Here is a 14,096-nt window from a genome sequence, read left to right on the forward strand (position 1 = left end):
AAAGCCGGCAATCGCCGGCTTTTTTGTGTCCGCAGGATGCGTCAGTCCGGATCGGCACCCAGCTTGACCTTGCTGCGCTCGGGGAAGAACAGGCGCTTGAGCTCGGTGCCCGGCTCATCGGCGCGCATGAAGGCTTCACCGACCAGGAAGCCGAACACATCGCTGACTTCCATCAGCTCGACATCCGCGCGGTTGAGAATGCCGCTCTCGGTGATCACCATACGCTCGCGCGGGATCTCCGGCAGCAGGTCCAGGGTGGTCTCCAGACTCACCTCGAAGGTGTGCAGGTTGCGGTTGTTGATGCCGACCAGCGGGGTGTCCAGGGTCTTCAGTGCGCGCTCCAGCTCCGGCGCGTCATGCACTTCCACCAGCACATCGAGGCCGACGTCCTTGGCCACCGAGGCCAGCTCGGCCATGCGTACGTCATCCAGCGCCGAGACGATCAGCAGGATGCAGTCGGCGCCGATGGCGCGAGCTTCCACGACCTGGTACGGATCGATCAGGAAGTCCTTGCGGATCACCGGCAGCTTGCAGGCCGCTCGGGCTTCCTTCAGGTAGGCGTCGCTGCCGAGGAAGAAGTCGATATCGGTCAGCACCGAGAGACAGGCTGCGCCGCCCTCTTCGTAGCTGCGGGCGATATCGGCAGGGTCGAAGTTCTCGCGCAGGATGCCCTTGCTCGGGGAAGCCTTCTTCACCTCGGCGATCACCGCCGGCTCACGGCGCTTGGCGCGTTCCAGCAGGGCATTGGCGAAACCGCGCGGGGCGTCAGCGGCACGCGCCAGCTGCTCGAGCTCGGCGATGCTCACGCGGGTGCGGCGTTCGGCGACTTCTTCGGCCTTGCGGGCCAGTATCTTCTGCAGAACCGTCGGCACACTCACTGTGCGTTCTCCTCTCGGTAAACGGCGGTGAAGGCCGCCAGCTCTTCCATCTTCTCCCGCGCCAGCCCGGTGTGCAGGGCGTCGTGGGCCAATTGCATGCCTTCGTGCAGGCTGGTGGCCAGGTCCGCGGCGTAGAGCGCGGCGCCGGCGTTGAGCACGATCAGCTCGGCAGCCTTCTGCCCGGCCTCGGTCTTGCGCCGGCCGAGGGCATCACGGATCAGCTCCAGCGACTGCTGCGGGCTGTCCACCGTCAGGCCGATCAGGCTCTGGCTCTTGATGCCGAAATCTTCGGGCTGCACTTCGTATTCGGTAACCACGCCGTCCTTCAGCTCGGCAACGTGGGTTGGTGCGGCGAGGCTGAACTCGTCCAGGCCATCGCGCGAATGCACCACCAGGATGTGGTCGCTGCCCAGGCGCTTGAGCACCTCGGCCAGCGGGCGGCACAGCGCCTGGCTGAACACGCCGACCACCTGGTGCTTCACGCCGGCGGGGTTGGTCAGCGGGCCGAGCATGTTGAACAGGGTACGCAGGCCCAGCTCGCGGCGCGGACCGGCTGCGTGCTTCATGGCCTTGTGGTGGACCTGGGCGAACATGAAGCCGACGCCGACGGTCTCGATGCAACGCTTCACCTGAACCGGCTTGAGGTCCAGATAGATGCCGGCAGCTTCCAGCAGGTCGGCGCTGCCACTCTTGCCGGAGACTGCACGGTTACCGTGTTTGGCGACCTTGCCGCCAGCCGCGGCGACCACGAAGGCCGCCGCCGAGGACACGTTGAAGATGTTCGCGCCGTCGCCGCCGGTGCCGACCACGTCGACCACGTGCCTGAGGCTGTCCAGTTCGACCTGGTCGGCCAGCTCGCGCATCACCGCCACGGCGCCGACGATCTCGTCGATGGTCTCGCTCTTCATGCGCATCCCCATGAGGAAGGCGCCGATCTGTGCGTCGGTGCACTGCCCGGTCATGATCTCGCGCATGACGTCCTGCATTTCCTCGGTGGTCAGGTCCAGCTGGTTGACCACACGGCTGAGGGCTTCCTTGATGTTCATGCGCGCACCCCGCCGGTCTGCTTGAGGAAGTTGGCCAGCATCTCGTGGCCCTGTTCGGAAAGGATCGACTCGGGGTGGAACTGCACGCCCTCGACGTTCAGCGTCTTGTGGCGCAGCCCCATGATCTCGTCGACCGAGCCGTCTTCCAGCGCTGTCCAGGCAGTGATTTCCAGGCAGTCGGGCAGCGTCTCGCGCTTCACCACCAGGGAGTGGTAACGGGTCTGGGTCAGCGGATTGTTCAGGCCGGCGAATACGCCCAGATCCTTGTGGAACACCGGGCTGACCTTGCCGTGCATGACCTGCCGCGCACGCACCACGTCACCGCCAAAAGCCTGGCCAATGGACTGATGGCCCAGGCACACGCCCAGCAGCGGCAGCTTGCCGGCGAAGCGCTCGATGACTTCCAGGGACACGCCAGCCTCGTTCGGCGTGCACGGACCGGGGGACAGGACGATACGTTCGGGGTTGAGCGCGGCGATCTCGTCGACGCTCAGCTCGTCATTGCGAATGACGTGGATGTCGGCCTTCAACTCGGCGAAGTACTGCACCAGGTTGTAGGTGAAGGAGTCGTAGTTATCGATCATCAGCAGCATGTCTGCTCGAACCTCATGATTGCACTGCTTTCGGATCGCGCCATCGTCGACACCCATTGCGGCCTCGCGGGCTGCGCGAATCTGGCAATTATGCCAGCGGATGGGAGAAATGGACGCGTAAGAAGAGACCGGCGTTATGCCGGGAAAGAAGGAATCAGGCGCGCCAGCGCCAACGGGCGAATGCCTTGAGGAGGGAGGTGATGATGCGGGTGCTGTGGATCACGGTTGCGGTCTCGCCTAGCGATGGCCGAACAGTAGCCCAAGGCCGGGCGCCAGCGCAATACGCGCGGCGGCCCTGCCGACGAAGGTGGGAAGGTTCAGCGGCACGCGTCGAGCGCGGCGCGCAGGCGGGTTTCGTAGGCGAGGTGCTGCTGCCGCTCAGCCAACAGCGCCCGTACCTTGGTTTGCAGATCATCCGCCGCGCGCAGGTCGGCGGTGGCGAAACGAGGGGCTTCGACGGCCGGAGCCTGGCACGGCACCGGGATGGGGATACGCACTTGAGCGGGGTTTGGCTGAGTTGTGGCACAACCGGCAAGCAGCAGCGTAAGGATCAGCACCGGCAGTTTCATCGCAACAGCTCCCGGTCGATCAACTGACGAACCACGGCGCACTCATCCCCTTCGCTGCGCTCCAGCAGCAGCCGGCTGGCTGCGGCGTCATGGCTTTGCGCCTGTTCGCGAGCCCGGGCCAGGGCGCGCTCGGCGACATCCACCCGCTGGCGGGCAGCCTGCTCCAGCGCTTCGACCTGGGTGTTCTGCAGCGCCAGCTTCGACTCCAGCACCTTGCCGGCGTCATTGCAGCGCGCCTGTTCCTGCCGCAGGCTCTCCAGCTGCCCGCCATAGAAACGCGCCGTCAGCCAACCGCCGATGAAGCCCCCAAACAGAAAGCCGGCCATGCCCAGCGCCAGCCAGAAGCGGTTCATCCCAGTACCTCCAACGCAAGGCGCCATAGCCGCGTGCGCTCCTCCAGACCGTTCAGCCCGCCGTTAATGCGCCGGGTGATTTCCTCGAAGCGCGTTGCGTCCGCCTGCTCGTTGAGCCCATTGCGCTGCCACCACCAGGCGGCGCTACGGCAGGCCCAACGCGGCTCGGCCAGCAGTTGCGGGCGAGCGACAAAAGGTTGTGCGAGTCCTTCTCCGACAGAACGGTAATTGCTCCGCCCGGTCACCTGCAGCAGTCCCCGTCCGCGAAAGCGCCAGCCATCGCCGGAGGCCTCGTCACCATTGCCGTTGCGCCCCGCGTACACAAGGTTGGCGATACGCTCCGGCTGGTACGCCACATCCCGCGCCAGTGCCGTGGGCGAGCCGTCGGCGCTGCGGAAGCGCCGGGGCCAGACCGCAGCGAGACGCTGGGCACTGTAGGTCAGGTTTTCCACGCAACGGGTCAGCTGCGCACTTTCGTGACCGACCTGGGCGAGGAAGGCGGCAACGCGCTGTGGCGTGTCGATGGCGAAGTCGCGCATCGCGGCCTGCAGCACCGGAACAAAAACGCCTGCGACGGGGCGGGCGTTAGGCAAGATCAGCAGTAGCTGTCGTTCGTCGATGAGCATGTCAGCCGCCCTCCCCGGCCAGCGCCTTGCCATCGTTGCCGCCATTGCACAGCACACGGGTGGACCAGCCGCTCGCGTCATAGTGCTGGGTCACGGTATCGACCAGGTAAATGCCATCGACACCCGCCTTGAAGCCGCTCAGCTCGACCCGGCACTCGGCGAACAGATCGGCGCGGCCCGGCAGCCCCAGGCGTACGCCAGCGGTCTGTCGGTTGAAGTCCGCCAGGCGCGACCTGGCCAACTGTTGTGCCGCCGCTTCGTTGGCCTGGACATGACGCTCGACGTACTCCGCCTGCACCGTCTTCGGCGCGTCCGGATTGGCCACCTTGACTGTGCGCAAGGCTCCATCGGGCCCCTGATAGGGCACGCTCACCTGCGCGACTACCTTGCGATCATCCAGGGTGAAGCTGAAGGAGCTGACGTCCCCACGCCTGAGTAGCACCGAGTCCAGTGGCTGCCCCGACGCGCTGCGGCCAGCCTGACGCGGCATGACCAGCAGCTTCAGGTCGGCGATCTTCGCCGTGCAATCGTACTGCCGAGCCAGGCGGGTGATGAAGTGATAGTCGGACTCGTTGATCTGGTCCGCGCGGACGATCCGCGTCTGCACCTCGCACTGGGCTTGCCAGCCATTGCGGCCGGCGATGCGCTCGACGATCTGCGCCAGTGTCACATTCTCCCAACTGTCGCTGCGGATGGATTTCGCCACGTTGCGCGCGTCTGCAGACTTGGCCTTGATCACTAGAGTGTCCGGCGCGCCGCTGAAGGTGATCGTATCGACCTTGTAGCGGCCCATCGGCGCCACGCCCGTTTCCTCGTAGCCCAGGTACAGCGCCAGCTCCGCGCCGCGCCGGGGCAATGCCACGGTGCCTGCGCGGTCGTCGAGGGTGAGCGACAGCGTGTCCGATTCCAGGCCGTGCTTATCCAGCACTTCCAACTCGAGCACGCGGTCGTTGACCTGTGCCGTGATGTCGCGCCCATCGGCGACGATGCGAAAGACAGGTTTCATGGGGCACCCGAATAAAATGGCCCCGCTTTCGCGGGGCCTGGATGGAACATGCGGATCAATCCCACAGGCGCACCTGGGGATTGTCCGGAGCCGGCAAATCGGACATGCGGATCAGCACGCCGGCGCGCAACGGTTGCGGCTCGTCGGCCAGGCCCGGATTGGCATTGAGCACTGCCTCCACGCAGCCCTTGAGATGGCCGTAGCGCTGATAGCAGAGCTGGTCCAGCACGTCGCCATTACTGCTGCGATAGATCGTTGTCGTCGCCATAGCGGTTGAACTCCAGTTCGAAGACTTGATTACGCGGGACCCCATTGGTGAGCAGGGCACTCTGCGTCTCGGTCACCTTGGTCAGGCACCAGGTTCCCAGGGGATCCCCATAACCGCTGATCAGGCTCACCGGTTTGCCGCTCAAGGCGATTTCGCGCAGCTGGTTCGGAATCTTCCATCCAACGCGCTTACCCGATACCCGCGACAGGGCAGGCATGAGCGTGGCCTTCAGCAATAGCGTCTCCGCGCCGACGCCGACATATTGCAGAGCGCCCCGCCGGCCAAGCCGCGCCTGCTCCTTCCAGGTGAGCTGGCTCGTGCGAGTCGCCGACTCGAAAGGCACCGTATCGATGTTGAAGAAGAACTGCGTCTGCGAACCCACGACGGTCATGACAAGTAGGTGCGGCTGGGGAATAGCGCACATGAAATCACCGGGTGTCAGCTGGGGGGCCAGTACCGAGCTGGGCAGTATCGAACCCAGCGATTCACCGACCTTGCCGACCACCTTATCCACCGCCTTCCGCGCTCGGTCGACCTGCTCGCCCAGCCCCTGCATGCGCTCATCGATGCCCTTCAGGGCCCGCGCTGCGCTGTTGTAGGTGTTGACCACCTTGTTGACCTTGACGTGCGCGCGCTCGATGCCCTGCATTGCTCGCTGCACCTGGCCCGCCATTTCCGGCGAGACGCCCGGCAAACCCTCCAGCTCAGCGGCCGCGCCACGGATGTCGCTGACGGCGCCGTTCACCGGCGCGATCACCTCGTCCAAGTCGCGACGGCCATCTTCGGCCGCTTGGGCCAGCTGCGACAGGCCATTCTGCATTTGTTCCCAATACGCCATAACGCCTCCTTACACCACGACCATGTCGAACAGCGCATCGCGTTGCCGATCCTGGGAGAAATCCGCCAGCATCCGCCGCAGGCGCGGCAGCAACTCATTGGCCAACTGTTCGGGGTCACTGACGTTGCCGGCCACGTTGATGCTGATCTGGGGCGAGAACGTCCAGGTTTCGGACGTCGGCACCAGCGGAGCAGTGGGTGCGGATGAGTTGGGAGAAGGCCGCGACGCGTCCGTAACGCCTGAATCGCGTGAAACGGGATTGCCGAGGTCGAATGCCCGTGCCGAAGTCGAATCATCTTCGTCCGAATCGTTGCTGAACACTCGATACAGCCCGTCACCCAGCGACTTGCCGACCTCCCCACCACCCCAGGCGCCCAGTGCCCCGCCCACCAGCCCGCCAACGAGGGCTCCCGCAGCCGTTCCGACAATCGGAACCAAGGATCCAACGGCCGCGCCCGCCAAGGCTCCAGCCTCAGCCCCGGCAAGTCCCCCGACCAGAGAGCCCGCCGCATCGCCGTAGCCCTGGGCTTGGTCCTGGGCCGAGCCATTGCCGGTGTAGGTTTTGTAGGCCGTGATGCCAGGCCCGACGGCTGTGAGTGCCCGCCGGCCAATCGCACGGCCTACTCCACTGCGCATCGCGCTGCCCAGCCACTCGCCGACGCTCCGTAGCCCACGACCTGCTGCACTCCATGTGGAGCCAATATATGCACCGGCTTTTTGACTGGCTGCCCCCGTCCAACTGGAGACACCTTGCCAGGCATCTTTCACTCCGCCGGCCAAGGCAGCGGTGCGCGATCCCACACTCTGACGAACACCGGTCACGGCATTGCCCGCCCAGGTACTTGCGCGGCTGCCCCAATTGACGGTCCGCTGCCAGGCGGCACCAGCCATGCTGCCAACGGCCTGGTATGCCCTGCCCGCGCCCTGCCGGATCGCCGATCCGACACTTGAGGCGATGTCCGCACTACGTCCCAGAACGCGCCCACCCCAGGACTTCGTCGCAGCGGCGACATCCTTCACGTCCTTGTAAACGCCCCGCACATCACTCAGGACCTTCAGACCGCCTGCCACCGCAACCAGCGCAGTCAGGCCGGCGGTCAGGCCGGGGTTTTCCTCGACCAACGCGGTGGCCTGGCCAAGCCTCTGCGTGGCAGGCCCGATCAACGGGCGGAAGGTGTCCTGATTGGCGTCGCTGACACTGCGCCAGAACTGTTGCCAGGCGCTCTCGAGGGACTCGCTCTGCCCCTGGCGGGTGCCCATGCGTGCATTCGCATTGTCCCGCAGCCAGCGCCCGCCTTCCGACTGTGCGCCATCGACCTGCTGCTTCTGTATCCACTCGCGGTTGCCCTTCGCATCCGACGGATCGCGCTCGGACAACTGGCTCGACAGGCGACGCGCGAGCAGCTCGACCGAACCTTCACCCTGGTCATGGCGCTGCGCCAGGGAGGCGTATTGCGCCCGCATATCGCCGGCGCTGGTCACGCCACCGACCTCATGGAGACGCTGGGTCAATTCGGCGGTGCGCTCCAGCGGCACGCCTTGCCCATAGGAGAAGGTCGCAGCATCCGGGAGAAAGGCCAGGGAGGTCTTGAGGTCCATCCCCTGGTTCATCATCAGCCGGATCAGATCGAGCACATCGTCGCTCGATAACCCGCTGTCATTCGCCACCTGCCGGACGCTGCGCGCGAGATCCCGCTCGCTCTGGTCGCCAGAAATTCCACCGCGCGCGGCCAGCTCCTGCACCTTCCCGTTGAACTGCAGGCTGCGGAACATCGTGCCGACGAAGCCGCTGGAAGGCAGGGCGGACTCACCTCGCTGCCAGCCGCTCCCACCGCCGCGCATGACGCCGGGATTGCCCAGCAGACCGATGATCCGCTGCAAGCCGGTACGAACCTCTCCCGCGCCACGCTCCAGTACCTGCAGCTGACGACCGAGGGTGTCGCGGATCAGCCGCGATTCATCGCGCAGACTATCCAGCGCGACACTCCAGGTTCCGAGAAACTCCAGGCTGCGCATACGCGCCGAAGCGTCGGCGAGCGCCTGACCGAGGGACGTGTCGAGCACTCCACCCACGGTCGGCATCATCTCAGTAGATTCATTCATCGTTCATCACTCGCCCCTCTGACGAAAAAAGGGGCGCCGGTCAGCCAGCGCCCCTTTCCTGGGCAAACCAGCCCGCCTAATCCCCCAGCCACCATCGCAGGTCGCTCAAGGTCATACGGTCCAGTTCGCCGGCCGTGAAGCCCGACTCAGTCGCCAGCCGCCGCGCCAGTTGGCGCATCAGCGCGAAGCTCATCCGCGTCCTCTCGCACCAGGCGAAAGTAAGCGTGTTGCAGACGCTGGTAGTCACTGAGCTTCAGCCCCTCCAGGTCCTGGCGGCTGACCTGCACCAACGAGGCAAACAGTTGCAGCTCGCGCTCCTCGTCATCGCTGGCCACCTTGCTGGCCTGGCGGATATCACGCACCGTCGGCGCGCGCAGGGTGAGGGCATCGACTTCGACGCCATTGCAGGAGGTCGGGCGGGACAGCTTCACCACGGCCGCGTCCTCGGACAGGCTCAGCCACGCGGGCTGTTTGACGGAGTCTTGCATCAGGGTTCTCCTCAGGCGCCCAGGTCAGCGCGCAGCGCGGCGAGCTGATCGACGCCGTTGATCTTGCGCACGGAATTGACCGGGTCGATCTCGAACATCTCGCGACCTTCGATTTCCAGCTTGTAGTAGGTGACGGCCACGCTGTAGGTGCACGCGGCCAGCTCATTGGCCTTCCACTCGCCCGGATCGACTTCCTTGAGCAGGCCACGCACGGTGGCAACCACCGGTACGGTGCCGCCCTTCTGGGTCTTGAAGGAGCCGCGGAAGGTGCCATTGAAGGAACCCTGGTCACTCAGGCCGAAGAACTTCATGGCCTCGCGACGGGCGCCGTTGGTGGTGAACTTGGCCTCCATGGCCTCCAGGCCCATGTCGAGCAGGATCGGCGCATCCATGCCACCGGCGCGGTACTCCTGGGTCTTCACCTTCAGGGCCGGCAGGGTCAGGGAGGGCACGTCACCGGCAAAGCTCACGCCGTCGACGAAGAGGTTGGTGTTGGTCAGGATCTGCGGAATCATCTTGGGTTCTCCTTAAGCTGCGTCCAGGACTTCGGTGAGCCATTGATCGGTCACCTCGACGCGGAAGTTGGGGTTCTCGGCCGGCGGTACGTCGGTGAAGCGGATGTTCCAGTACACCTTGCCCTCGGCCAGTTGGCTGGCGGTGTTGAGTTCCGGGTCGGCGTAGACCTCGAAGTCAATCACCGCGCCCTGGTTCTTCAGGTCGCGCATGAAGGCCTGCAGGCCCTCGGTGACGTCCTTCACGTAGGTCTTGGTGATGCCGCGGTCGACCGCCCACTTGTGGCCGGCAAGGATCGCGTCCATCACCATGTCCATGGTCCGCACGCGGGTCACGAAGGCCCACTTGGCGTCGCTGGAAAGGGTGCGGTTGCCCCACAGGCGGTAGCCGTCGTCACGGATGATGGTGGTGATGTTGGCGTTGTTGAGCAGGTTGGCGCGGCAGGTCTCGTCGCCGTCGAGGAACTCGATCGGGCGGCCGGTGCCGGTGATGCCGAGCAGTTCCTTGTTCGACGGCGAGGACCAGAAGCCGTACTGGCTGTCGGTCCAGGCAAACAGCGCGGCGGCATTGGCCGAGGCCGGCGCATCGACGGTGACGCTGCTGGCCGTATCCCAGTACTGCACGCCCGGATCGACCAGGTAGATGCGCTTGCTGCCGAACTCGCCGGCGTAGGCGATGGCCGCCTCGTCGGTGGTGTTCGGGCCGTCGACGATGGCGATGGCACGCAGCTTCTCGGCCAGCGCGCCCATGGCGGTGGCCACCGCCTGGGTGGCGGAATGCTTCGGCGCAACCAGCAGACGCGGCTGGGCGTTGAAGCGCGACTTGCCATCGAGCAGCGCCTGCAGGCCGGTCCGCTGGCCCGCTTCGGTGACGGTGCCGATGATCGCGGAGGTCAGCTGCGCCGCATCCTCGACCTTCGCCACACCCACCGCCACGACCACCGCGGCGGACTGGGTGAAGATGGCGGTGCAGGACTTGTAGATCGCCGAGGCGGTGCCGAACGCGGCGGCCGCTTCACGCAGGCTGGTGAGCAGCACCGGCACATCGGCCTGCGCGGTCAGCTTGGCATCGGGGGTGAAGGTATTCACCAGGCCGATAATGGAAGACGACGGCAGCGCAATGGTGCGCGCACCGACGTCGACATTGGTCACGGTGACGCCGTGAAAGAAGCTCATAGGTTTTCTCCAGACATAAAAAAACCGCCGGGAGGCGGTTGGCTTTGGGACATTCAGCAGATCGAAACGACATCCTGCTGATGTGAAGAGTCCTTTTCGAACTGGCCCTGTCGTAAGGCCAGTGCAGACTGACTCATGGAACGAAATGCAAGTTGCTCGGAAGCGACCGCCAGAGCGCGGCTTCAGACGCTTCCAAGTATCTGGTACTCAATTCGCAGGGCGCCGTTGGGCAACGTCTTGAAGCAGATATCCACGTAAGAACCGGTAACTACGCTGGGAGATGCTTGAATTCCCGAGCCGACGGTCGCCTCGGCCTGGAACTCGGTCGCCACTACTGACCAGACGGAGCTCAACGCGAACGGAAAGTTAACCCGCACAGTCCCCTTACCTTCACTATTACCGGTAGGGATGACCGTGCCAAACATTCGCACTAGGCCCGTAGGCAAGCGTTCGTACTTCACGGCGCCAGCCACGTTGAGAACTACAGACGCAGACCGCCAGACGTTTTCAGCGCTAAAGCGTGAACTGATGCCCAACGCGAGGCCCGCGGGAGTCACCGCTCGCTCCGTATCAGTTCCAGCTGCCGCCTCGGCAGTCGTCGCAAGCTCAACCAGTCCGGATCGGGCCTCAGTCGCTGTGCACGCCGCCAGGCTGGCGGGAGTGATCGCCCTTGCGGTGTCAGTCTTAGCCTGAACCTCCGCAGCAGTAGCCAACTCCACCAATCCCGTGCGTGTGTCAGTCGCCGTGCGAGCACTCAAGCCTGCCGGGGTCACCGCACGCTCAGCATCAGTTCCGGACACTGTTTCAGCAGTGGTGGCGAGCTCAACCAATCCGGACGCCGTCTCGGATGCCGTGCAGGAGGCAAGCCCGGCGGGAGTGACTACTCGAGTGGTATCGATCTTGGCTTGCACCTCAGCGGCGCTGGCCAGCTCAACCAAGCCCGTACGTGTTTCGGTCGCAGTACGAGCGGTCAACCCCAATGGTGTAATTGCACGCTCCGCATCAGTTCCGGACGCAGTTTCCGCAGTGGTGGCGAGCTCTACCAATCCGGATGCTGTCTCGGATGCCTTGCAGGAGGAAAGTCCAGCCGGGGTGACAACTCGAGTGGTATCGATCTTGGCTTGCACCTCAGCGGCGCTGGCCAATTCAACCAATCCCGCACGCGTTTCCGTGGCAGTTCGAGTTACCAGGGTGGCAGGCGTAATGCTGTGAGTCGCCTCCGTGCCCGCCTGCACTTCTGCCGCTGTTGCTAGTTTGACAACCCCGAGGCTGGTCGCCGTGGCCACTCGCGTAAGGAAAGCCGAATCCACATACTCCCGCGTCGCCAGCACCACGCTCGGATCGATCTTCAATTCCACCGACGCGGCGTTGCTGACGATCAGCACGATGCGCACGGTCTGGGTACGGCCGCTGCCTTCGGCCAGCTGGGGTTTGTAGGACGGCGCGCAGTTGGCGTAGGCGATCAGCGCGCCAGCTTCGTCGTACAGGCCCATCTCGCGGATCCACCAGCCACCCACGTCCTCGGGGATGACCTGTTCGGCGATGATCTGCGCGCTGTTCGCCGGGTCGACGCTCAGGCGGTTCAGCGGTGCGCGGCGGACTTCGTTGACCAGCTGGGTGCGGCTGGCGTCGGGGCTCGGCACGTTGCCGCCACCGTCGCCCACGGCGAGCTGGGTGATTTTCAGGGTGGTGCCCAGCGCGGTGGCATTCGCCAGCTTGCCGGCACCGATCGTGGTGAGAAGTGCGTAGTAGGTTACTGCCATGGGTAGACACTCAAGCTATCGATGGTGTGTTCCCGGCCCGGCAAGCCGTGGCTGCCGATCGCTTCGATCACGTCCGGGAGGTAGGGGTAGACGGTGACGATGTCGCCGTCGTATTGCCCGGAGCCGACGGTGATCCGCCCCTGGGATTCCAGGCTGATATCCAGCCCGATGAGGTGCCGCGTGAGCGGTTTGGCGTCTTCGATCAGGCGCTCCACCTCCTGGTACATTTCCTCGCTGATACCGCTGTCGAGCACGCCGATGCGTAGGCGGAAGGTGCCCGGCTCACCCATGGGCGAGCCCTGCCACCACTCGATGATCTCGATCAGATAACCCAGCGGCTCGATCACCCGCCGCAGCGCAGCGATGGTTCCCTTGTGCTGGTGGATACGGAACGCCGCAGCCACCGCCTTGCGCTTCACCGCCTCGTTCCACGTCGGGTCCCAGCGGTCCACCGACCAGGCCCAGGCCAGATAGGGCAGCAGCGCGACAGGGCAATGTTGCGGGTCCATCAGCTCACGCAGTGGCACCGGCAGGTCGGCAACCTGTACATCCGCCAGCACGCGCTCCAGCGGCGTCGAGTTGATCGGCAGCAGGCGGCTACTCATCCGAACCTCCCACGCGGATCTGATAGCCGCTGCAATACGCCGCCTGGGTCGAGTCGAGCACCACATCCGCCGCCGGCTTGGCCAGCTCGACGCGCTGCACGCCTTCCACATGCAGCGCGGCGAACAGTGCGCTGCGGCGGATGTCGCGGCCGATGCGCCGCTGCGTGGCGATGTAGCTCTGCAGCGAAGCCTCGGCGGCCTGCTGGATCAGCTCGGCTTCCGGGCCCGGATAGATGTAGAGCAACGCGTCGACTTCATAGGGCACGATCGCCGCGGACTGCACCGTGAGGCGGTCGCCCACCGGACGTACGTCTTCGTCGTTCAGCGCCTTGCGCACGGCATCCAGCAGGTCCGCCGTCGCCGCGCCATTGCCTTCGGAAGACAGCACGCTGACCAGCGCCTCGCACGGCTGCGGACTGATCGCCGAGACATCGGCAATTCGCCCGTCGGCACCCAGGGCGAAGGCCACGTAGGCATTGCGCGGGCCGGCAACCGAGAGCTGGTCGAAGGCCAGTTGAGTGCGGTTGCGCAGCGAGTCGTCACCCTCCAGCACAGCCGGAGTTGGCGGCGAGGTCGTCGCATCCGCCTGCTGGATGACCAGGCGCTTCACGTTGTAGCCGGCGGCCAGCTGATCGAGGTCGCCCTGGGTCGCGTAGCCGAGCATCACAGCGCGGGCGGCATCGTTGATCCGGGCGCGCAGCAGCAGCTCGCGGTAGGCAGCTAGTTCGAGCAGCTTGACCACCGGATCGGACTCCACCGCCGCCGTCCAGCCTTCGCCCATGGCGCTGCGAAAGTCCGCCAGCAGCTCTTCATAGAGCGTCTCGTAGTCGAGGCTCTCGACCACCTGCGGCGCCGGCAGCTGGGACAGGTCAATCAGGCTCATGCCGCCACCTCCAGTCCGATCTCATCGCCCAGGTAGACGCCGCGCAGGCGCAGCGAAACGCTGCCGGCGACCACCGCCACCACCTGCACCGAGCTTAGGCGCAGGCGCGGTTCCCAGCGGCCGATGGCGCGTGCCACCTCGGCCTGCACCGCGCCCTTCCAGCCTTCGGTCACCGGCAGGTCAACCATGCGCCGCAGGCGGCTGCCGTACTCGGGACGCATGCGCCGGCTACCCAGCGGCGTGGTGAGGATGTCCTCGATGGATTGCTTCAGGTGCGCCAGCGCGCTCAGCGGCTGGCCGTTGCGTCGATCCATGCCGATCATGGTCGTGCCCTCCGTCGCTCAGGGTGCGCACGGGAAAAGTTGCCCATGGCAGGTCTCCAGAAATGC

At 65.2% G+C, this 14,096-nt stretch carries 17 protein-coding genes; all 17 read right to left on the bottom strand.

The window, feature by feature from the left end:
• Positions 1-41: 41 nt before the first annotated feature.
• Positions 42-878: an indole-3-glycerol phosphate synthase TrpC gene (gene trpC, locus IB274_RS26880; RefSeq protein ID WP_081520757.1), complete on the bottom strand. Its 837-nt coding sequence runs from the start codon at positions 876-878 to the stop codon at positions 42-44.
• Positions 875-1,924, bottom strand: a complete 1,050-nt coding sequence (trpD, locus tag IB274_RS26885; RefSeq protein ID WP_192435837.1) for an anthranilate phosphoribosyltransferase — start codon at positions 1,922-1,924, stop codon at positions 875-877. The genes trpC and trpD overlap by 4 nt, the downstream gene beginning before the upstream one ends.
• Positions 1,921-2,517: an aminodeoxychorismate/anthranilate synthase component II gene (locus IB274_RS26890; protein WP_017517337.1), complete on the bottom strand. Its 597-nt coding sequence runs from the start codon at positions 2,515-2,517 to the stop codon at positions 1,921-1,923. The genes trpD and IB274_RS26890 overlap by 4 nt, the downstream gene beginning before the upstream one ends.
• A 317-nt stretch (positions 2,518-2,834) precedes the next feature.
• Positions 2,835-3,086 (bottom strand): hypothetical protein, encoded by a 252-nt coding sequence (locus IB274_RS26895; protein ID WP_192435838.1) that lies wholly within the window; start codon positions 3,084-3,086, stop codon positions 2,835-2,837.
• Positions 3,083-3,439 (bottom strand): hypothetical protein, encoded by a 357-nt coding sequence (locus tag IB274_RS26900; RefSeq protein ID WP_192435839.1) that lies wholly within the window; start codon positions 3,437-3,439, stop codon positions 3,083-3,085. Before IB274_RS26900 ends, IB274_RS26895 begins: the two co-directional genes overlap by 4 nt.
• Entirely contained in the window at positions 3,436-4,065 is a 630-nt protein-coding gene (locus tag IB274_RS26905) for a glycoside hydrolase family 19 protein (RefSeq protein ID WP_192435840.1), read from the bottom strand. The genes IB274_RS26900 and IB274_RS26905 overlap by 4 nt, the downstream gene beginning before the upstream one ends.
• A 1-nt stretch (position 4,066) precedes the next feature.
• Positions 4,067-5,071, bottom strand: coding sequence for a phage late control D family protein (locus IB274_RS26910; protein ID WP_192435841.1), 1,005 nt, complete (start codon positions 5,069-5,071; stop codon positions 4,067-4,069).
• 55 nt (positions 5,072-5,126) lie between these two features.
• A complete protein-coding gene (locus tag IB274_RS26915) occupies positions 5,127-5,339 on the bottom strand; it encodes a tail protein X (RefSeq protein ID WP_192435842.1) in 213 nt (70 codons plus the stop codon).
• Positions 5,308-6,177, bottom strand: coding sequence for a phage tail protein (locus tag IB274_RS26920; RefSeq protein ID WP_192435843.1), 870 nt, complete (start codon positions 6,175-6,177; stop codon positions 5,308-5,310). The genes IB274_RS26915 and IB274_RS26920 overlap by 32 nt, the downstream gene beginning before the upstream one ends.
• Positions 6,178-6,186: 9 nt before the next feature.
• Complete coding sequence (locus IB274_RS26925) at positions 6,187-8,262, bottom strand: hypothetical protein (protein WP_192435844.1); 2,076 nt, start codon at positions 8,260-8,262, stop codon at positions 6,187-6,189.
• A gap of 164 nt (positions 8,263-8,426) precedes the next feature.
• On the bottom strand, positions 8,427-8,768 hold the full coding sequence (locus IB274_RS26930; RefSeq protein WP_192435845.1) for a phage tail assembly protein: 342 nt from the start codon (positions 8,766-8,768) through the stop codon (positions 8,427-8,429).
• A gap of 11 nt (positions 8,769-8,779) precedes the next feature.
• On the bottom strand, positions 8,780-9,283 hold the full coding sequence (locus IB274_RS26935; RefSeq protein WP_017517328.1) for a phage major tail tube protein: 504 nt from the start codon (positions 9,281-9,283) through the stop codon (positions 8,780-8,782).
• A gap of 12 nt (positions 9,284-9,295) precedes the next feature.
• Complete coding sequence (locus tag IB274_RS26940) at positions 9,296-10,456, bottom strand: phage tail sheath family protein (protein WP_192435846.1); 1,161 nt, start codon at positions 10,454-10,456, stop codon at positions 9,296-9,298.
• A 182-nt stretch (positions 10,457-10,638) separates the two neighbouring features.
• On the bottom strand, positions 10,639-12,219 hold the full coding sequence (locus tag IB274_RS29765; RefSeq protein ID WP_225615057.1) for a phage tail protein: 1,581 nt from the start codon (positions 12,217-12,219) through the stop codon (positions 10,639-10,641).
• Complete coding sequence (locus IB274_RS26950; protein ID WP_192435847.1) at positions 12,210-12,824, bottom strand: phage tail protein I; 615 nt, start codon at positions 12,822-12,824, stop codon at positions 12,210-12,212. Before IB274_RS26950 ends, IB274_RS29765 begins: the two co-directional genes overlap by 10 nt.
• Complete coding sequence (locus tag IB274_RS26955) at positions 12,817-13,707, bottom strand: baseplate J/gp47 family protein (protein ID WP_192435848.1); 891 nt, start codon at positions 13,705-13,707, stop codon at positions 12,817-12,819. Before IB274_RS26955 ends, IB274_RS26950 begins: the two co-directional genes overlap by 8 nt.
• The gene (locus IB274_RS26960; protein WP_017517323.1) at positions 13,704-14,030 is read right to left on the bottom strand and encodes a GPW/gp25 family protein; all 327 of its coding nucleotides are present in this window, start codon (positions 14,028-14,030) and stop codon (positions 13,704-13,706) included. The genes IB274_RS26955 and IB274_RS26960 overlap by 4 nt, the downstream gene beginning before the upstream one ends.
• Positions 14,031-14,096 lie beyond the last annotated feature (66 nt).

Origin of the sequence: Pseudomonas sp. PDM18 (genome assembly GCF_014852585.1) — a bacterium.
Lineage (GTDB): Bacteria > Pseudomonadota > Gammaproteobacteria > Pseudomonadales > Pseudomonadaceae > Pseudomonas.